Source organism: Burkholderiales bacterium, from assembly GCA_013695435.1.
GTDB lineage: Bacteria > Pseudomonadota > Gammaproteobacteria > Burkholderiales > JACMKV01 > JACMKV01.
Genome location: JACDAM010000012.1, coordinates 1 through 17,777 on the forward strand (window position 1 = coordinate 1; position 17,777 = coordinate 17,777).

Genomic DNA, 17,777 nt, shown 5'->3' on the forward strand with positions numbered 1-17,777 from the left:
GCCCTGGCCACGAAGTGCCCCCCATAAACCGATTCGTGGCAAAATGTCGCATCGGTTGTACCCTGAAATCTCCTTAAAGGATGCCAATGGCTAAACCCAACTACGCGTTCGCGAAACGTCAGAAAGAGCTGGCTAAACAGCAGAAGAAGGAAGAAAAGCAGAAACGCAAGGCAGAAGCGAACGGCGGCGCAGACGCGCCTCCCCAGGAGGCGCCAACCCAGCCTGAAAACAAGACAGCCGGATAGTCAAAAAAAATCGCCGGCGACCGCACCCCGGTCGAGCTTCCAACTTGACGGTATCGCCAACTCTCGAACGACTTGTTTCCGGCGCAGTGCGAGCAAAGCCGTCCGCGCAAGTTCCTTGCTTGCGCGCGCAATCAAAGACTTCTTCCCCGGTAAGCGTTCCGAGAGACTCATTCCCGGGCGGGACGCCCGCTTCGGATCGATGGCTCAACCGTTCATCAAATGCGCCGTGTCTGACAATCCCTCGCCGATAGTTTACGAAATGACCATCAGTCATGCTGAATTTTTCCGCACCTTGCCGGCTGTGATGGGAGCGCTGCCTTATGTCGTCAATGGCAGCCAGGTTTCAGCCGTAGACGATACGCGCAGGCTGAAAATAAACCTGTCGCCGGAAGGGCGGCGCAACTTCGGCCCGATTCCGCTGCCGGTGACGCACGTCGAGTTGGCGTTTGACGGGTACAGTCATGAACAGGCTCAGGCTTTTCTCGCGCGCTTCCACAATTACTTTCGGCGCGGGGGCGGTTGAGCGCCCGTTTATCGCTTGCCCGTATGCTTACCCCAGGAATCCCGCAACGTCACTGTCCGATTGAACACCGGGTTCGCCAGCGTCGAATCAATGCGATCCGCTACGAAGTAACCGTGCCGTTCGAACTGAAAACGCTGCTCAGGATTGGCTTTCTTCAGGGCAGGTTCGAGATAGGGCGCGAGTATCTGTTTCGAGCTCACGTTAATATCGAGCAGGTGATCGCTATCTCCGGCGCCGGGATTGGGCACGGAAAATAACCGATCGTACAGCCGCACTTCCGCCCGCGAAGCGTGCGCGGCTGAAACCCAGTGGATGTTGCCTTTGACCTTGCGTGTTAGCTGCGCGCCGGGCGTGCCGCTTTTGGTATCCGGATCGTACGTGCAATGCACTGCCGCCACCTCACCGCCTGCGTCTTTCTCCGCGCCTACGCACTTGATCAGATAACCGTAGCGTAGCCGCACCTCCTGGCCGGGAAACAGCCGGAAAAAACCCTTGACGGGCGTTTCCGAAAAATCGTTGCGCTCGATCCAGAGCTCCTTCGAAAACGGCATCGGCCTCGTGCCCAGCTCGGGTTTTTGCGGGTGGTTGGGCGCGTAACAATCCTCGCTTTGCCCGTCCGGATAATTATCGATGATGAGCCTGAGCGGATTCAGCACGGCGACGCGGCGCTCGCAGCGCTCGTTGAGGTCTTCGCGCATACAGTCTTCGAGTATCGAATAGTCAATCCACGAATCGGCTTTCGAAACGCCGATACGCTCGGCAAACAGGCGAAAACCTTCGGGCGTGTAACCGCGGCGGCGCGCGCCGACCAGGGTCGGCATGCGCGGATCGTCCCAGCTGTCGACATGGCCTTCTTCGACGAGCTGGATCAGCTTGCGTTTCGACAACACAACGTAGGTCAGATTGAGCCGCGCGAATTCGATTTGCCGCGGCAGCGGGCGCTTCAGCTTGCCGCCGTCGGCGAGCCGTTCGTTGAACCATTCGTACAACGGGCGATGGTCTTCGAATTCGAGCGTGCAAATCGAATGCGTGATGTCCTCGAGCGCGTCGTTGACGCCGTGCATCCAATCGTAGCTCGGATAGATGCACCAGTCGTTGCCGGTGCGGTGGTGCTCGGCGTGGCGAATGCGATACATGACCGGGTCGCGCAGGTTGATGTTCGGCGAAGTCATGTCGATTTTCGCGCGTAACACGTGCGCTCCATCGGCAAACTCGCCGGCTTTCATGCGACCTAACAGGTCGCGGTTTTCGGCGATCGGCCGATCGCGGTAAGGACTGTCCTTGCCGGCTTCAGTCAACGTGCCGCGGAATTTGCGCATTTCGTCGGCAGTCAGGCTATCGACGTAGGCCAGGCCGCGCTCAATCAGGTGCTCGGCGAATTCGTAAAGCCTGCCGAAATAATCCGACGCGTACGAAAGATGCGGCCCCCAGTCGAAACCCATCCACTTGACCGCATCGAGGATGGAGTCGACGTACTCCTGTTCTTCCCTGATCGGATTGGTATCGTCGAAACGCATATGGCACACGCCGCCATAATCGCGTGCGAGACCGAAGTTCAGACAGATCGATTTGGCATGGCCGAGGTGCAGATAGCCATTCGGCTCGGGCGGAAAGCGCGTTTCGACGCGGCCGCCGTACTTGCCGCTCGCGTTGTCGGCATCGACGATATTGCGAATGAAATTCGCGAGCTGATCGAGGGCCGCATCGCCGTTGCCGGCGGCGCTTTGATTTGATGCGGTCGGCATATTCAGGCTATTCGGAAAAGCGCTGTCGAAAAAGACGCAAGAGCTGGTCGAATTTACCCGAAAGGAGTTGCAGGTACAACCGATCGGGGGTGGGAAACAGTTATCCGCCAGGCGTAGTGTGCTTTGGTTTACGGCTGATCTGCTCGGTACTCGCACCCGGATCTTCCTCCCCCGTCATCGAGGTCATCGCATCGTCTTCGTCAAGGTGGGAATCATCAACCGGTTTGGCCGCACGCATCGCCAATCGCGTAATCGTCGTCCAATCGCGATTGGCGATAGCGTCCCGCGGCGCGAGCCATGAGCCGCCGACGCAGACAACATTGTCGAGCGCGAGGTAGTCCGCGAACGTTTTTTCGTCGATTCCGCCGGTCGGACAAAACGCCACGTCGGCAAACAGTTCGGCAAATGACGCCAGGGCCGCTAAACCGCCGCCCCGCTGCGCGGGAAAAAACTTCAACTCGTGAAAGCCCGCGTTACGCGCCGCCATGATTTCGGTAGGCGTCATGGCGCCTGGCAAATAAGGCATGCCGCATGCGCGCGCCGCTTCCGCAAGTTCCGGTGAAAACCCCGGGCTCACTGCAAAGCGGGCGCCGGCATCTTTGGCGCGCTGAAATTCGTCGGCGCGCGTAACCGTGCCGACGCCCACAACGGCATCCGGGACGTCCGCCGCGATCGCCGCGATAGCCGCCAAGCCAACCGGCGTGCGCAAGGTAATTTCGAGAACACGCAGGCCGCCGGTAACGAGCGCGCGTGCAAGCGGAATCGCATCTTCCTCGCGCCCGATGACAAGCACCGGAATCACCGGCGCGATGTCGAGGATTTCGCGGATGTTCATGCCGCAGGCTCGATCATTTTCGGTTCCTCCTTTGCAGCCTCGGCGCCATCAGAGGTCAATAGACCGGTTGCCGAAAAGCTTGTCGCGCCTTGTTCGGCCGTCGCCGCAACGCTGCGGAACACGCCGAACAGCTCGCGCCCGCAGCCTTTTTCGTTGCCGGTCAAATCCCCTGTCTTTGGCCGGCGAATGTTCCATTCGTCAAGCCCGACACGCGCTTCCAGAATGCCGCGCTCGCTGTCGAGCAGGATCATGTCGCCGTCGCGCACCTTGGCCAGCGGTCCGCCCATCGCACATTCGGGCGTGACATGGATAGCCGCCGGCACTTTGCCCGAAGCCCCCGACATCCTGCCGTCCGTAACCAATGCGACCTTGAAGCCGCGCTTTTGCAACACACCGAGTTCCGGCGTGAGCTTGTGCAGTTCCGGCATACCGTTCGCGCGCGGCCCCTGGAAGCGCACGATGGCGACGAAATCACGCTCGAGCCTCCCCGCCTGAAATGCGGCGAGGACGGCATCCTGCGTGTCGAAAACAAGCGCCGGCGCCTCGATCACGCGATGCGCGGGGGCGACGGCGGAGGTCTTGATTACCGCGCGGCCCAGATTACCTGTCATCAGCTTCAGGCCGCCATCCGCGCTGAACGGATCGCTGACCGGCCGCAGAATGTTCGGATCCAGGCTGATCCGCGGCGCCGGGCGCCAGGCAAGCCTGCCTTGGTCGAGCCACGGCTCCTCGCGATAACGTTGTAAATCGCCTGCCGCCACCGTTGCAACGTCTGCGTGCAACAAGCCGGCATCGATCAGTTCGCCGATCAAAAATCCCATACCGCCCGCCGCCTGGAATTGATTGATATCCGCCGCGCCGTTCGGATAGATCCTTGCCAGAAGCGGTATGCGATCCGACAGATCGCTGAAATCGTCCCAGTTGATATCGATGCCCGCGGCGCGGGCAATCGCAACCAGATGCATGGTGTGATTCGTCGAGCCGCCAGTCGCGAGCAAGCCGACGATCGCATTGACGATGGCGCGCTCGTCGACGACGTGTCCGATCGGCGTGTATTCGCTGCCGCGCGGCGTGATCGCGGCAGCGCGCTTCGCCGCTTCCGCCGTCAACGCGTCGCGCAACGGCGTGTCCGGATTGACGAAAGCCGCGCCCGGCAGATGCAGGCCCATCACTTCCATCATCATCTGATTGCTGTTGGCGGTGCCATAAAAGGTACACGTGCCCGGCGCGTGATAAGACTTCATCTCGGTTTCGAGCAGCGCTTCACGATCGATTTTTCGTTCGGCAAAAAGCTGACGCACGCGCGCTTTTTCGTCGTTGGCGATGCCGGTCGGCATCGGTCCGCCGGGGACGAAGATGACGGGGAGATGACCGAAGCTCAACGCACCGATCAAAAGCCCGGGCACGATCTTGTCGCAAACGCCGAGGCACAGCGCGGCATCGAACAGATTGTGCGACAGGGCGATGGCCGTGCTCATCGCGATCACGTCGCGCGAGAACAACGACAGCTCCATCCCCGGCTGACCCTGCGTCACGCCATCGCACATCGCAGGCACGCCTCCCGCGAACTGCGCGACTACGCCGGCTTCGTTCGTGGCCGCTCTGAGGATTTGCGGAAAGCGTTCAAACGGTTGATGCGCCGATAAAACATCGTTGTACGAGGAGACAATCGCGATGTTCGCTCGGGCGTTGTCGCGTATCCTCGCTTTCGCTTCGGGTGGCAATGCCGCCATGCCGTGCGCGAAATTCGTGCACGACAAGCTCTTGCGCAACGGCCCTGCTTTCGCGGCTTCGTCGATGCGCCGCAGATAGGCGGGACGCGTTGCGCGGCTGCGTTCGCGTATGCGTTCAGTGACGGCGATCACTGTCGAATCAGGCTTGGGGAAATTCACGGCGTGAAATACTGTCTGGAAGCAGGGGTCGCGCGCAGGTCGAATAACTGTTTAGTATAGTCCCCGTGATGAATGTTCCAATCTGCAAATAACCGGCTCGCAAGCACGGCACTTTAACGATAATGCCGGACAAATCAATCTACGGCGCCTTTCCGCACCCACCATGACGCAAACGCAATCCCAAAACTTCGACATGATCGTATTCGGCGGAAGCGGCGATCTGGCGATGCGGAAGTTGCTGCCCGCGCTTTACTATTTGCACCGCGATCCGGATTTTCCAAAGGGCCGCATCACCGCCGTCGCCCGGCAAACCCTTACGCGCGACGCTTACCTTGCCATGGTCGAGGAGCATCTGCGCAAGCACATTCCGGCCAGCGATTGGGTGGATGACGATCGAAACGGATTTTTCGAACGCATCGACTACTGCGCGATGGACGCCAAGCAATTCGGCGATTATGAAGCGCTGTCCGCCAAGCTCGAAGGGCGCGAGGAGCGCGTGCGCGTGTTTTATCTCGCGACCGTGCCCGAACTATTCAGGTCGATTAGCGCGAATCTCGATGCCGCGGGTTTGATCACGAAGGAAGCGCGCGTCGTGCTCGAAAAACCAATCGGCCGCGATCTCGCCTCGGCCAACCGCATCAACGACGAAGTCGGCGCAGTGTTCGATGAACACCAGATTTACCGCATCGATCACTATCTGGCCAAGGAGACGGTGCAGAACCTGATCGCGATGCGCTTCGGCAATACGCTGTTCGAGCCGTTGTGGCGGCGTGGCTGGATCAGTTACGTGCAGATCACCGTCGCCGAGCAAATCGGCATGAGCGGGCGCGGCAGCTACTACGAAACCTCGGGCGCGCTGCGCGACATGGTGCAAAACCATTTGCTGCAACTACTGTGCGTGATCGCCATGGAGCCCCCGAACAGCCTGGCGCCGGACGCGATGCGCGACGAAAAGCTCAAAGTTCTGCGCGCGCTGCGCCCGCTTTCCGGACAGCAGGCGCTGGCGAAAACCGTGCGCGGTCAATACCGCGGCGGTGTGATCGAGGGTGCAGCCACGCCCGCTTATCGCGAAGAAGAGCACGTTTCGCCGGACAGCCGGGTCGAGACTTTCGTCGCGCTGAAAGCGGAACTCGATTCATGGCGCTGGGCCGGCATTCCCTTTTTTCTGCGCACGGGGAAAAGGCTGCAACAGCGCTTGTCGGAAATTGTCATAACTTTCCGCGAGGTCCCGCATTCGATCTTCGATACGGGTAACGCGATCGAGTCGAACCGGCTGGTCATACGTCTGCAGCCTGACGAAAGCGTCAAGCTGTATCTGATGGCTAAAGTGCCGGGCGACGAGATGCGCCTGAAGCCGGTCAGCCTGAATCTCGATTTCAGGGAATCGTTCAAGACGCATGAGGCCGGCGCGTATGAACGGCTGTTGATGGACGTTATTCGCGGCAAGCTCACGCTGTTCATGCGCCGCGACGAAGTGACTGCGGCATGGCAGTGGATCGAGCCTGTCCTCGAGGCCTGGAAGGGCGGCGAGGATGCGCCGAAGCCGTACGCCGCGGGCACTTGGGGTCCGCCCGCCGCAAGCGCCTTGATCGGACGCGACGGCTATCACTGGAACGAGGAAAGTTGAGCGACTCTCCCGAATCATTGGCTGCTATCGGCAGCGCAGGCGGCGGCAATGAGCCCATCGTGCATCGTTTCGATGACGGCGCGGCTTTGGCGTCCGAGATGGCGCGACGCATTGCGGATCGACTGGCAACCGCCATCGCAGTCAGGGAAAAAGCGACTCTCGTCCTTTCAGGCGGCCGCACGCCGATTCCGTTTTTCGAGCAACTGCGACAGCGGACCCTGCCTTGGGCCAGGCTTGTCATCACCCTGGCCGACGAGCGCTGGGTTTCAGCCACGTCGGCCGATAGCAACGAGCGTCTGGTTCGCGACCATTTGCTGCAAGGCGATGCGGGCATGGCGCGCTTCTTTGGACTGAAAAATGCGGCGCCTACACCTCATGAAGGCTTGCCGAACTGTTCGGCCATGCTCGGTCAACTGCCGCGACCATACGACGTTGTTGTGCTCGGCATGGGCGACGATGGCCACTTCGCGTCATTGTTTCCGGACACTTCCGGGCTAGCTGCGGCGCTCGATCCTTATAGCGAGGCGCGCTGCGTCGCGGTCAATTCGCCGTCAGCACAGTACCAGCGCATGAGCCAGACGCTGGCGGCACTGGTCGATGCCAGGCTGCTGGTTTTGCATATCGAAGGTGAACGCAAATGGCGGCGCTACCGGGAAGCGCTGGACAGCGGTCCGGCGCGCGAATTGCCGGCGCGCGCCTTGCTCGGTCAGCAACGGACTCCCGTAGAAGTCTACTGGGCGCCGTAAGGTGTTGTTATCGTCGGGTAAATCGGACTCAAAAAAATCTTGCCCGGGCGCTGAAAATGACTGGGCCAGGAATGCTGCGGATACGCCTTATTGTTTCAATTAGCACGCAATTTTGATAGAATCTCGCAGTTAATTTCCAGATGGGCTTCCAGCCCATTTTTTATTTGCTGTCAGCTTTTCGCTTCCGGGCCGCGCATGGATTTGCGTAAATCGATCGAGCCCGCGCTGGTTGGCCTCGGCTATGAGTTGGTTGCGCTGGAAAGCGCAGGGCAGGGGCGCGCGATGCGGGTCTTCATAGACAAACCCGACGGTGTCAACATAGACGACTGCACCCTGGTCAGCAATCATCTGACACGCCTGCTTGCGGTCGAAGGTTTCGATTACAGCAGACTGGAAGTTTCATCGCCGGGGCTCGATCGGCCGCTGACGCGGCCCGAGGACTTCGTGCGGTTTACCGGACAAAAGGCGCGCGTCAGGTTGCGCATTCCGCATGCGGGGCAGAAGAACTTCGTCGGCATCCTGCGCGGATTCGCCGATGGTGTGCTGCAGATCGAGGTGGATGGCAAGTCGCTTGAATTCGGACTCGCCGATCTTGAGAAGGTCCGACTTGCGCCCGATCTATAGTTGGAGATAAAGATGAGCCGCGAAATTCTATTATTGGTCGATGCGCTGGGACGTGAGAAGAACGTCGCCAAGGAAATCGTGTTTGGCGCGCTCGAATTGGCGCTCGCTTCCGCGACCAAGAAAAAATTTGCAGAGGACATCGACGTGCGCGTCGAAGTCGATCGCACGACCGGCGAGCATTCGGCATTCCGGCGCTGGCTGGTCGTCGCGGATGATGCGGTCGAAATGCCCTTGCAGCAGATCGCCTTGAGCGAAGCGCAACAGCGCGATCCGGAAGTCGAACTGACCGATTCCATCGAGGAGCCGCTCGAGCCGGTCGAATTCGGTCGCATCGGCGCGCAAACCGCGAAACAGGTCATTCTGCAGAAAATCCGCGATGCCGAGCGCGAGCAGATCCTGAACGATTTTTTGCTGCGCAAGGAGCATCTGGTCAATGGTGTGATAAAGCGCATGGAGCGCGGCAACGCCATCATCGAATCCGGTCGCGTCGAAGCGCTGCTGCCGCGCGACCAGATGATCCCCAAGGAGAATTTGCGGGTTGGCGATCGCGTGCGCGCCTTTCTGGCAAGGATCGATCGCGCCGCGCGCGGCCCGCAGCTGGTGCTGTCGCGCGTCTCTCCCGAATTTCTGGTCAAGCTGTTCGAGCTTGAGGTGCCTGAAATTGAAGAGGGTCTGCTGGAAATCAAGGCGGCGGCGCGTGACCCGGGTTCGCGTGCGAAAATCGCGGTCAAATCTAACGATCCCCGCATCGATCCGATCGGCACCTGCGTCGGCATGCGCGGTTCGCGCGTGCAGGCGGTCACCGGCGAACTGGCAGGCGAGCGCGTCGACATCATTTCGTGGTCGGCCGATCCCGCGCAATTCGTTATCAATGCGCTGGCGCCGGCTGAGGTTTCCAGCATCGTCGTCGACGAGGAAAAGCACAGCATGGATATCGTCGTCGACGAAGACAATCTAGCGCAGGCGATTGGCCGAGCCGGTCAGAACGTCAAGCTCGCATCGGAACTGACCGGTTGGGAAATCAATCTTATGACGGTCGAGGAATCGCATAAAAAGAACGAGGAAGAGTTTGCGACAGTGCGCTCGCTCTTCATGGAGAAACTCGATGTCGACGAGGAAGTCGCCGACATTCTCGTGCAGGAAGGCTTTTCGACCCTGGAGGAGGTTGCCTATGTCCCGCTGACCGAAATGCTCGAAATCGAATCGTTCGACGAGGATACGGTCAATGAGTTGCGCAGCCGTGCGCGGAATTCGCTGCTGACGCAGGCGATCGCCTCCGAAGAACGGGTCGAGAATAACGCCGAGGATTTGCTGACGCTTGAAGGCATGGATAACCAGACCGCGCGCGAGCTGGCCGCCAAGGGCGTGACGACCATCGAAAATCTTGCCGATCTCGCGCTCGACGATCTGGTGGAAATGACGGGTATGGACGCCGAGCGGGCTAAACAATTGATCATGACGGCCCGCGCGCCGTGGTTTGCGTGAGCGTGGTTTGCGTAAGTTGAGGGAGTTCGGTAATGGCACAGATTAATGTCGTGGAATTCGCCGGCGAGCTGGGTTTGCAGCCGGCCGTGCTGCTCGAGCAGTTGCAGGCGGCCGGAGTCAACAAAAAGCTCGTTGAAAGCACTGTCCTCACCGAACACGACAAGACCCAGTTGCTCGACTATTTGCGGCGCGTGCATGGCGCCAAGGAGAGCAAGAACAAGATCACGCTGACCCGCCGCCAGACCACCGAGATCAAGAAAGCCGACAGCACCGGGCGCGCGCGCACGATTCAGGTAGAGGTGCGCAAAAAACGCGTGTTCGTCAAACGCGATCCGGCGGAAACGGCGCTTGCTGTCGAGCCGACGCCGCAGCCGGAGCCGCCAGTCAAGATCGCGGCCGCGCCGGCGCCGGCCGCGCCCATCATCGATGCCGCCGAAAAGGCGCTGCGAGAAAACGAAGCGAAGCAGCAGGCTGAATTGCGCGCGCGGCAAAGCGAAGAGCTGCGCAGCAAACAGGAACAGAAAGACAAGCGGAAGGCCGGCGCGGAAGCTCGGGAAGCGCAGAGTTCCGACGCTGCTCCCGTCGTTGCCGAAGCCCTGCCGCCGGTCGCTGCGGTTGCGGGCGAGGTTCCAGCCGCCGAAGCGACGACGACTGCCCCGGGAGCAACCGATCATACCCTGCATAAGCCGGTCGCCAAGCCTGCCGACAAGGCCGCCAAGCCGAAAGGCGCGAAAAAGCCGACCAAACAGACGACGTGGAAGGATGATTCGCTCAAGCGCCGTGGTTTGAAAACCCGCGGCGATACCGGCGGAATGGGGTGGCGCGATCGCCGTTCGGCAAAACCGAAAGCCGACGACAACCTGCTTCACGGATTCTCGCTGCCGACCGAGCCGCGCGTCTTCGAAGTGATGGTGCCGGAGACGATCAGCGTCGCCGCGCTCGCACAAAGAATGTCGGTGAAGGCGGCCGAAGTTATCAAGGCATTGATGAAGTTGGGCTCGATGGTGACTATAAATCAGGTGCTCGATCAGGACACCGCCATGATTCTGGTCGAGGAAATGGGCCATATCGCGAAGCGCGCCAAGCTCGATGATCCGGAAGCTTTCCTGAGCGGCGGCGAGACAGCGCCCGAAGTCTCGCTCGAACACCGCGCGCCGGTTGTCACCGTGATGGGGCACGTCGATCACGGCAAGACCTCATTGCTCGATCACATACGCCGCACCCGCGTTGCCAGCGGCGAAGCGGGCGGCATTACCCAGCATATCGGCGCCTATCACGTAGAGACGCCGCGCGGTATGGTCACGTTTCTCGATACACCGGGCCATGAAGCGTTTACCGCAATGCGTGCACGCGGCGCCAAGGTTACCGATATCGTCATTCTGGTCATCGGTGCTGATGACGGTGTCATGCCGCAGACGATAGAAGCGATTCATCACGCGAAAGCGGCAAAGGTGCCGATCGTGGTTGCGCTGAACAAGATCGACAAGCCGGAAGCCAATCCCGAGCGCATACGCCAGGAACTGGTTACGCACGAAGTCGTTCCCGAAGCTTGGGGCGGCGACACCATATTCGCCGAAGTCTCGGCCAAAACCGGTCAGGGCATCGATCAACTGCTCGATAGCGTATTGCTGCAGGCCGAAGTGCTCGAGTTGACCGCCTCCAGGCAAACTCCCGCGAAAGGTATCGTGATCGAAGCGCGGCTGGATAAGGGCCGGGGGCCGATCGCGACCATACTCGTGCAATCCGGGACATTGAAACGCGGCGATATTCTCCTCGCGGGCGCCGCCTTCGGACGCGTGCGCGCCATGCTCGATGAAGCCGGCAACGCTATCCAGGAAGCCGGCCCGTCGATACCTGTCGAGATTCAGGGTTTGTCTGAAGTGCCGGCGGCCGGCGAAGACGTGCTGGTGGTCAGCGACGAGAGGAAGGCGCGCGAAATCGCGTTATTCCGCCAGGGTAAATTCCGCGATGTGAAACTGGCGAAGCAGCATGCGGCCAAGCTCGAGAACATGTTCGAGGAAAGCGGCGTCCAGGTCCGCACACTGTCGCTGATCGTGAAAGCCGACGTGCAAGGCTCTTACGAAGCGCTATCGCACGCGCTGCAGAAGCTTTCGACCAGCGAAGTCAAGGTCAACATCATTCATACCGCCGTTGGCGCGATCACCGAATCGGACATCAATCTGGCGCTGGCTTCCAGCGCGGTGGTGATCGGCTTCAACAGCCGCGCCGATGCGACAGCGCGCAAGCTGATCGGAACGACCGGTGTCGATGTCCGCTATTACAACATCATTTACGACGCGGTCGACGAGATCAAAGCCGCGTTGTCGGGCATGCTCGCGCCGGAACGCAAGGAAAGTATCACCGGCCTCGTCGATGTGCGGCAGGTCTTCCGGATTTCCAAGGTCGGCGCGGTTGCCGGTTGTTTCGTGCTCGAAGGCAGCATCAAGCGCGGCGCCTCGATTCGCGTGCTGCGGGAGAATGTCGTGATCCACAGCGGCGAACTCGATTCGTTGAAACGCTTCAAGGATGACGTGCGCGAAGTCAAAGCCGGTTTCGAGTGCGGGTTGTCGGTAAAAAACTTCAACGACATCAACGTCGGCGACCAGCTCGAAGTCTACGAAGTCGTCGAGGTCGCGCGCTCGCTGTAAGCCTCGGACGCTGTTCGTTCATGCCGAAAGATTATCCGCGCAGCCTGCGCATTGCCGAGCTGATTCAGCGTGAACTCGCCGAGCTGATCCGGCTGCGGTTGCATGATCCGCGCGTCGGTATGGTGACGATTACCGATGTGGACGTCAGCTCGGATAACAAGCACGCAAAAGTTTTTTTTACCGCGCTCATAAGTCAGGAGCAGTTGGCGGATGTGTCCGCCGGCTTGCAGCACGCGGCCGGGTTTCTGCGTAGCGAACTGGCGCGAAGTCTGAAGCTGCGCGTCGTTCCGGATCTGCATTTCGCGCACGATCCATCGGTCGAGCGTGGCGCCCGTTTATCGAAGCTGATCGATGACGCGCTGCATGCCGGCACCGATCAGGTCGAGTAGCGTGCAGAAACAAACGCAGCGCCGTGATCTGGATGGCGTGCTGTTGCTGGACAAGCCAGCCGGCATCACCTCGAACGCGGCGCTGCAGCGGGTGAAGCGCTTGTACGGGGCAGCGAAAGCCGGACATTGCGGAACGCTGGACCCGATGGCGACGGGGCTTTTGCCCGCCTGTTTCGGTGAGGCCACCAAGTTTTCCGCTGGATTGCTCGATGCGGCCAAGACTTATCAAGCGACTATTAAGTTCGGCATCACGACGACGACTGGTGATGCGGAAGGCGAAGTGCTCGCTGATTGCGGCGCGGTCGATGTGCAGCGCAGCCGGATCGAAGCGGCGCTGGTTCATTTCGTCGGCGATATTCAGCAGGTTCCGCCGATGTACAGCGCGCTGAAGCGCGACGGCAAAGCGCTGTACACCTATGCGCGACAGGGAATCGAGCTGGAGCGGGCGCCGCGTTTCGTTCATATTTTCCGGATCGAATTGATAGCTGCGCCCGGGGATGAGGTCGCGCGTGCGCGACCGGACGAAATCGATCTCCGCGTTCGCTGCAGCAAAGGTACGTATGTTCGCGTGCTTGCCGAAGACATCGGCAGGGCGCTCGGCTGCGGCGCCCATCTGAAGGCATTGCGGCGCGTGGCGGTCGGCGGATTACATGTAGACCATGCGCTGACGTTTACGCAACTCGAGGCGATGACGTCCGGCGAGCGCGACAGCAGGCTGCTTGACGAAGACAGCCTGTTATCCACGCTGCCCTCGGTCACACTCGACGCTGCCGACAGCCGCGCGCTATTGCAGGGGAAGCGGGTTTGTTGCGCGCTGGAAGCGAGCGCCGGCAGTTTACGCATTTACGATCAAGATCATCGTTTTCTCGGCATCGGCGAAATCGCCGCGGAAGGCCTGATATCGCCGAAACGGCTGATCAGCACCGAGCGCTTTGCGTAGCGGTTTGGGCTTAGGTAAAATAACCGATTATTCCGGAGGAAGCATGACGATCACTACGACCGACAAGGCCCGCATCATGGGCGATTACCAGCGCGCCCAGGGCGATACGGGTTCTCCCGAAGTCCAGGTCGCTTTGCTGACGGCGCGTATCAACGGCCTGACAGATCATTTCAAATCGCACGTCAAGGATCATCACTCGCGCCGCGGTCTGCTGCGTATGGTGAGTCAGCGCAGGAAACTGCTCGATTATCTGAAGACAAAGAATGCCGACAGCTACCGCGGCCTGATCCAGCGGCTCGGCCTGCGCAAATAGTTTCTAAGGCGTAGTTGTACAGCGTGGGTTTCTACATCGAAACGATATGACATCAAAGGATTACCATTGAAACATAAGAAAACGTTGAGTTATGGCTCCCAGCAATTGACGCTGGAAACCGGCGAAATCGCCCGTCAAGCACACGGTGCGGTCTTGGTGAGTCTCGACGATACGGTGGTGCTGGTCACGGTGGTCGGTAAGAAATCAGCCAAACCAGGGCAGGATTTTTTTCCGCTGACTGTCGATTACCAGGAACGCACCTACGCCGCCGGGAAAATACCCGGCGGTTTTTTCAAGCGCGAAGGCCGCCCATCGGAGAAGGAAACTCTCACCTCGCGCCTCATTGATCGGCCGATTCGTCCCTTGTTTCCTGATGACTTTTACAATGAAATTCAGGTTGTTGCGACTGTTCTTTCATCCAACAACGAGGTTGATTCCGATATCCCAGCGATGATAGGCGCATCGGCCTCGCTGGCGCTTTCCGGCATTCCCTTCGACGGGCCGATCGGCGCGGCGCGGGTTGGCTACAGCAATGGCGAATATGTGCTGAACCCGACTGCGTCCGACCTCAAGAATTCGCGATTGAATCTGGTCGTCGCTGGAACATCGCAAGCGGTTTTGATGGTCGAATCCGAGGCCGACCAGTTGTCGGAAGACATCATGCTGGGCGCGGTCGTATTCGGTCACGAGCAAATGCAGGCGGTGATCAATACGATCAACGAACTCGCCGATGAAGCCGCGCGCCCGATGTGGGACTGGGTCGCGCCGGAAAAGGACCAGGCACTGATCGCGCGCGTGACGCAATCGGTCCAGGCGGATCTGAGTGAGGCTTATCGTATCAAACAGAAGCAGGCGCGCACCGAGAAGGTCGATGCAATTCGGGATCGTATCGTGAGTGAGCTGGCCGCTGACGAAACCGTCGATCCCAATACCGTTAAAGATACCTTTTTTGCGCTCGAGTCGAAAATCGTGCGCGGGCAGATCCTCGATGGTGAACCGCGCATAGATGGGCGCGATACGCGAACCGTACGGCCGATCACGATACGCACGGGCGTGCTGCCGCGCGCGCATGGTTCGGCTTTGTTTACCCGCGGGGAAACCCAGGCGTTGGTCGTCGCGACCCTGGGCACGGCGCGCGATGAGCAGATCATCGATGCGCTGCAGGGTGAGTATAAAGAACGCTTCATGCTTCACTACAATATGCCGCCGTACGCGACCGGCGAGACTGGTCGCGTAGGCAGCCCGAAACGGCGTGAAATTGGCCACGGCCGTCTTGCCAAGCGTTCGCTACTGGCGGTTTTACCGGCACCCGAAGATTTTGCGTATGCGCTGCGTATCGTGTCGGAAATCACCGAGTCGAATGGATCGAGTTCGATGGCATCGGTCTGCGGAGGTTGTCTGGCCATGATGGATGCCGGCGTGCCCTTGAAGGCGCATGTCGCCGGCATTGCCATGGGCTTGATCAAGGAAGGAAATCGCTTCGCGGTCCTCACCGATATTCTCGGTGATGAAGATCATCTCGGCGACATGGATTTCAAGGTGGCCGGCACTGAGCAAGGCATTACGGCTTTGCAGATGGATATCAAGATCAACGGCATCACCAACGACATCATGCGCGTCGCGCTCGATCAGGCGCGCGAAGGCCGTTTGCATATCCTGAACATCATGCAGCAGGAATTGCACGATCCGCGCAGCGAGATTTCGGCCTATGCGCCGCGTATTATCACTATGAAAATCAAACCGGAAAAAATCCGCGACGTCATCGGCAAAGGCGGGGCGGTCATACGCGCGCTGACGGAAGAAACCGGAACTTCGATCGATATTGCGGAAGACGGCACGATAACGATCGCGTGCGTCTCTTCGGAGGCTGGTCTGCTTGCAAAAAAACGGATCGAGGATATTACGGCCGAAGTCGAAGTCGGCCGCGTTTACGATGGCACGGTGCTGAAGCTGCTCGATTTCGGCGCCATCGTCAGTGTGCTGCCGGGTAAAGACGGCCTGCTGCACATTTCCCAAATCGCCAATGAACGCGTGAACGCCGTGTCCGATCATTTGAAGGAAGGCCAGGCGGTCAGAGTCAAGGTACTGGAAGCCGACGACAAAGGACGTTTGCGGCTCAGCATGAAAGCCGCGACAGCCGAGGAAGTGCCTCAGCAATAGCAACCGTTTTCGAGGAATAAAAAAAGCTGCTATTTAAAAAGCAGCTTTTTTATTACCGGTGAAGTCTCGAAAACGACGTCGACGCCGGAACGATGACGAGTTACTTGGCCACCTGCTTTTCCCTGAGCTCGTCCAGCGTTTTGCAGTCTATGCATAAAGTCGCGGTTGGCCTTGCCTCAAGACGCTTGAGCCCGATTTCGATTCCGCAACTGTCGCAGTAGCCGTATTCGCCCAAGTCGATCTTGCCGACCGTTTCGTCTATTTTTTTGATGAGCTTGCGTTCGCGATCACGGTTGCGAAGTTCGAGCGCCATGTCCGATTCCTGGCTCGCCCGGTCATTCGGATCGGCGAAAACCGTCGCTTCGTCCTGCATGGTATGCACAGTGCGATCAATATCCCGGCTGAGCTCGATCTTGAGCGTCTCGAGGACCTTGCGGAAGTGCGCAAGCTGTTTTGGGTTCATGTATTCCTCCCCTTTTTTCGGCGTATAGGGGCTCGTTTGTTTGCGTGGTTCAGCAGCCATGACTATCTCTGGTTCCAAAAGAAAAACAGGTTAAACATCAAAAACGGAATTATACCGCAAGTTGGGTAACGTCAGCGCGGCGCGGCCGCCTGGCGCAAATTGACGGCCTGAATCCGAAACGGTATATTGCGCGCTTTCCGGGGTGTAGCGTAGCCTGGTAGCGCGCCTGGTTTGGGACCAGGATGTCGGGAGTTCAAATCTCTCCACCCCGACCATCGATTTGCCCCGTTTGCCGTTGTCCGGCATCCGTAAAATGCGTTCGTTGATTGCGTTCCTGCGGGTCGTTCGCTTGGTTGGCTACTGTGCCCGTAGCTCAACTGGATAGAGCACCAGCCTTCTAAGCTGGGGGTCGCAGGTTCGAGTCCTGCCGGGCACGCTCTTATCGCAGAATATCGCGGAATTGTTCCGACGGTGGCTGTAGCTCAGTTGGTAGAGTCCTGGATTGTGATTCCAGTCGTCGTGGGTTCGAGTCCCATCAGCCACCCCATCGCACGATAAAACCCCGAAGTTTTCGCCGAAGTTTTCGCTTGTGCGTGATGCGTTGGTAGACGCAAGCACAAGCAACTCGAACACGGCAATCAGCGTTTCGCCAGTCGCGGTTCGGTAAGCGCACCCTCGTTGACCAGCGCAGGCTCGATCCGCATCTCCGGCGCGCCGCTCGCAGACCGGGCGCGCAGTGCAAGCCGGTAGCGCCGATCGCTCGCCGCGAGCACGCCGCCTATGGCCATGATCAAGCATCCACCCCAGATCCAGTCGACGAAAGGCTTGTGGTAAATGCGCACGCTCCAGGCGCCGTTGCCGACCGGCTCGCCAAGAGAAACATAAATATCGCGGAACAAGCCGGTATCGATCGCCGCTTCCGTCATTCCTGATTGCTGCACCGGATAAAAGCGCTTTTCGGGGTGCATGACTGTCATGCCGGCGCCGCCGTCGCTGACTTCGATCGTCCCGCGCAGCGCGGAAAAGTTCGGCCCGGCAATCTCGATTGCGCCCATGAAGCGGAAGTTATAGCCGCCGGCCAGTACGCTATCACCGACTTCCATGCGTACGTCTTTTTCTGTCTCGTAACCCTTGACCAACGT

Annotated in this window: 16 protein-coding genes and 3 tRNA genes; 14 read left to right on the top strand and 5 right to left on the bottom strand. The window is 59.4% G+C overall.

Features of this window, described 5'->3' with window-relative positions:
* Positions 1-86: 86 nt before the first annotated feature.
* Together H0V78_00555 and H0V78_00560 are read left to right on the top strand one after the other, a co-directional pair.
* Positions 87-245: a hypothetical protein gene (locus H0V78_00555; protein MBA2350317.1), complete on the top strand. Its 159-nt coding sequence runs from the start codon at positions 87-89 to the stop codon at positions 243-245.
* 226 nt (positions 246-471) lie between these two features.
* The gene (locus tag H0V78_00560; protein ID MBA2350318.1) at positions 472-768 is read left to right on the top strand and encodes a hypothetical protein; all 297 of its coding nucleotides are present in this window, start codon (positions 472-474) and stop codon (positions 766-768) included.
* Positions 769-776: 8 nt separating this feature from the next.
* On the opposite strand, the gene H0V78_00565 is transcribed toward H0V78_00560, so the two are convergent.
* From H0V78_00565 to H0V78_00575, 3 genes are all read right to left on the bottom strand, one after another.
* Positions 777-2,513 carry a glutamine--tRNA ligase/YqeY domain fusion protein gene (locus H0V78_00565; GenBank protein ID MBA2350319.1) on the bottom strand — a complete coding sequence of 579 codons (1,737 nt, stop codon included), beginning with the start codon at positions 2,511-2,513 and terminating at the stop codon, positions 777-779.
* 100 nt (positions 2,514-2,613) lie between these two features.
* Positions 2,614-3,348, bottom strand: a complete 735-nt coding sequence (gene eda, locus H0V78_00570) for a bifunctional 4-hydroxy-2-oxoglutarate aldolase/2-dehydro-3-deoxy-phosphogluconate aldolase (GenBank protein MBA2350320.1) — start codon at positions 3,346-3,348, stop codon at positions 2,614-2,616.
* A complete protein-coding gene (locus H0V78_00575; protein MBA2350321.1) occupies positions 3,345-5,240 on the bottom strand; it encodes a phosphogluconate dehydratase in 1,896 nt (631 codons plus the stop codon). The genes eda and H0V78_00575 overlap by 4 nt, the downstream gene beginning before the upstream one ends.
* Positions 5,241-5,403: 163 nt before the next feature.
* Here H0V78_00575 and zwf point away from each other — a divergent pair, with 163 nt between their 5' ends.
* The 9 genes from zwf to pnp all read left to right on the top strand — a co-directional run bounded on the left by zwf (position 5,404) and on the right by pnp (position 16,172).
* Positions 5,404-6,867, top strand: coding sequence for a glucose-6-phosphate dehydrogenase (gene zwf / locus H0V78_00580; protein MBA2350322.1), 1,464 nt, complete (start codon positions 5,404-5,406; stop codon positions 6,865-6,867).
* A gap of 98 nt (positions 6,868-6,965) precedes the next feature.
* Positions 6,966-7,613 (top strand): 6-phosphogluconolactonase, encoded by a 648-nt coding sequence (gene pgl, locus H0V78_00585; protein MBA2350323.1) that lies wholly within the window; start codon positions 6,966-6,968, stop codon positions 7,611-7,613.
* Positions 7,614-7,808: 195 nt separating this feature from the next.
* Complete coding sequence (rimP, locus tag H0V78_00590) at positions 7,809-8,237, top strand: ribosome maturation factor RimP (protein ID MBA2350324.1); 429 nt, start codon at positions 7,809-7,811, stop codon at positions 8,235-8,237.
* A gap of 12 nt (positions 8,238-8,249) precedes the next feature.
* Positions 8,250-9,722, top strand: coding sequence for a transcription termination/antitermination protein NusA (gene nusA / locus H0V78_00595; GenBank protein MBA2350325.1), 1,473 nt, complete (start codon positions 8,250-8,252; stop codon positions 9,720-9,722).
* Between the two features lie 32 nt (positions 9,723-9,754).
* Positions 9,755-12,370: a translation initiation factor IF-2 gene (gene infB / locus H0V78_00600; protein MBA2350326.1), complete on the top strand. Its 2,616-nt coding sequence runs from the start codon at positions 9,755-9,757 to the stop codon at positions 12,368-12,370.
* A 20-nt stretch (positions 12,371-12,390) separates the two neighbouring features.
* Complete coding sequence (rbfA, locus tag H0V78_00605; protein ID MBA2350327.1) at positions 12,391-12,759, top strand: 30S ribosome-binding factor RbfA; 369 nt, start codon at positions 12,391-12,393, stop codon at positions 12,757-12,759.
* Positions 12,734-13,699 (top strand): tRNA pseudouridine(55) synthase TruB, encoded by a 966-nt coding sequence (gene truB, locus H0V78_00610; protein ID MBA2350328.1) that lies wholly within the window; start codon positions 12,734-12,736, stop codon positions 13,697-13,699. Before rbfA ends, truB begins: the two co-directional genes overlap by 26 nt.
* 43 nt (positions 13,700-13,742) lie before the next feature.
* Positions 13,743-14,012 carry a 30S ribosomal protein S15 gene (gene rpsO, locus H0V78_00615; GenBank protein MBA2350329.1) on the top strand — a complete coding sequence of 90 codons (270 nt, stop codon included), beginning with the start codon at positions 13,743-13,745 and terminating at the stop codon, positions 14,010-14,012.
* A 66-nt stretch (positions 14,013-14,078) separates the two neighbouring features.
* Positions 14,079-16,172, top strand: a complete 2,094-nt coding sequence (gene pnp, locus H0V78_00620) for a polyribonucleotide nucleotidyltransferase (GenBank protein MBA2350330.1) — start codon at positions 14,079-14,081, stop codon at positions 16,170-16,172.
* A 100-nt stretch (positions 16,173-16,272) separates the two neighbouring features.
* Here the strand turns inward: pnp and dksA are convergent, their stop codons facing one another.
* A complete protein-coding gene (dksA, locus tag H0V78_00625) occupies positions 16,273-16,695 on the bottom strand; it encodes an RNA polymerase-binding protein DksA (GenBank protein ID MBA2350331.1) in 423 nt (140 codons plus the stop codon).
* A gap of 138 nt (positions 16,696-16,833) precedes the next feature.
* On the opposite strand from dksA, the gene H0V78_00630 reads away from it, so the two are divergent.
* From H0V78_00630 to H0V78_00640, 3 genes are all read left to right on the top strand, one after another.
* Positions 16,834-16,910: transfer RNA gene (locus H0V78_00630), tRNA-Pro, on the top strand.
* 87 nt (positions 16,911-16,997) lie between these two features.
* Positions 16,998-17,071, top strand: a tRNA-Arg gene (locus tag H0V78_00635).
* A gap of 35 nt (positions 17,072-17,106) precedes the next feature.
* Positions 17,107-17,182: transfer RNA gene (locus H0V78_00640), tRNA-His, on the top strand.
* A 91-nt stretch (positions 17,183-17,273) separates the two neighbouring features.
* On the opposite strand, the gene H0V78_00645 is transcribed toward H0V78_00640, so the two are convergent.
* Positions 17,274-17,777, bottom strand: a 504-nt coding sequence (locus tag H0V78_00645) for a c-type cytochrome biogenesis protein CcmF (GenBank protein MBA2350332.1), incomplete at its 5' end; no start/stop codon positions are given.

Bases quoted from the DNA above. Each gene is read 5' to 3' on its own strand.
- truB (MBA2350328.1), top strand. From the start codon at position 12,734: ATGCCGGCACCGATCAGGTCGAGTAGCGTGCAGAAACAAACGCAGCGC.
- rpsO (MBA2350329.1), top strand. From the start codon at position 13,743: ATGACGATCACTACGACCGACAAGGCCCGCATCATGGGCGATTACCAG.
- zwf (MBA2350322.1), top strand. From the start codon at position 5,404: ATGACGCAAACGCAATCCCAAAACTTCGACATGATCGTATTCGGCGGA.
- eda (MBA2350320.1), bottom strand. From the start codon at position 3,348: ATGAACATCCGCGAAATCCTCGACATCGCGCCGGTGATTCCGGTGCTT.
- pgl (MBA2350323.1), top strand. From the start codon at position 6,966: ATGGCGCGACGCATTGCGGATCGACTGGCAACCGCCATCGCAGTCAGG.
- nusA (MBA2350325.1), top strand. From the start codon at position 8,250: ATGAGCCGCGAAATTCTATTATTGGTCGATGCGCTGGGACGTGAGAAG.
- dksA (MBA2350331.1), bottom strand. From the start codon at position 16,695: ATGGCTGCTGAACCACGCAAACAAACGAGCCCCTATACGCCGAAAAAA.
- infB (MBA2350326.1), top strand. From the start codon at position 9,755: ATGGCACAGATTAATGTCGTGGAATTCGCCGGCGAGCTGGGTTTGCAG.
- H0V78_00555 (MBA2350317.1), top strand. From the start codon at position 87: ATGGCTAAACCCAACTACGCGTTCGCGAAACGTCAGAAAGAGCTGGCT.
- rimP (MBA2350324.1), top strand. From the start codon at position 7,809: ATGGATTTGCGTAAATCGATCGAGCCCGCGCTGGTTGGCCTCGGCTAT.
- H0V78_00565 (MBA2350319.1), bottom strand. From the start codon at position 2,513: ATGCCGACCGCATCAAATCAAAGCGCCGCCGGCAACGGCGATGCGGCC.
- rbfA (MBA2350327.1), top strand. From the start codon at position 12,391: ATGCCGAAAGATTATCCGCGCAGCCTGCGCATTGCCGAGCTGATTCAG.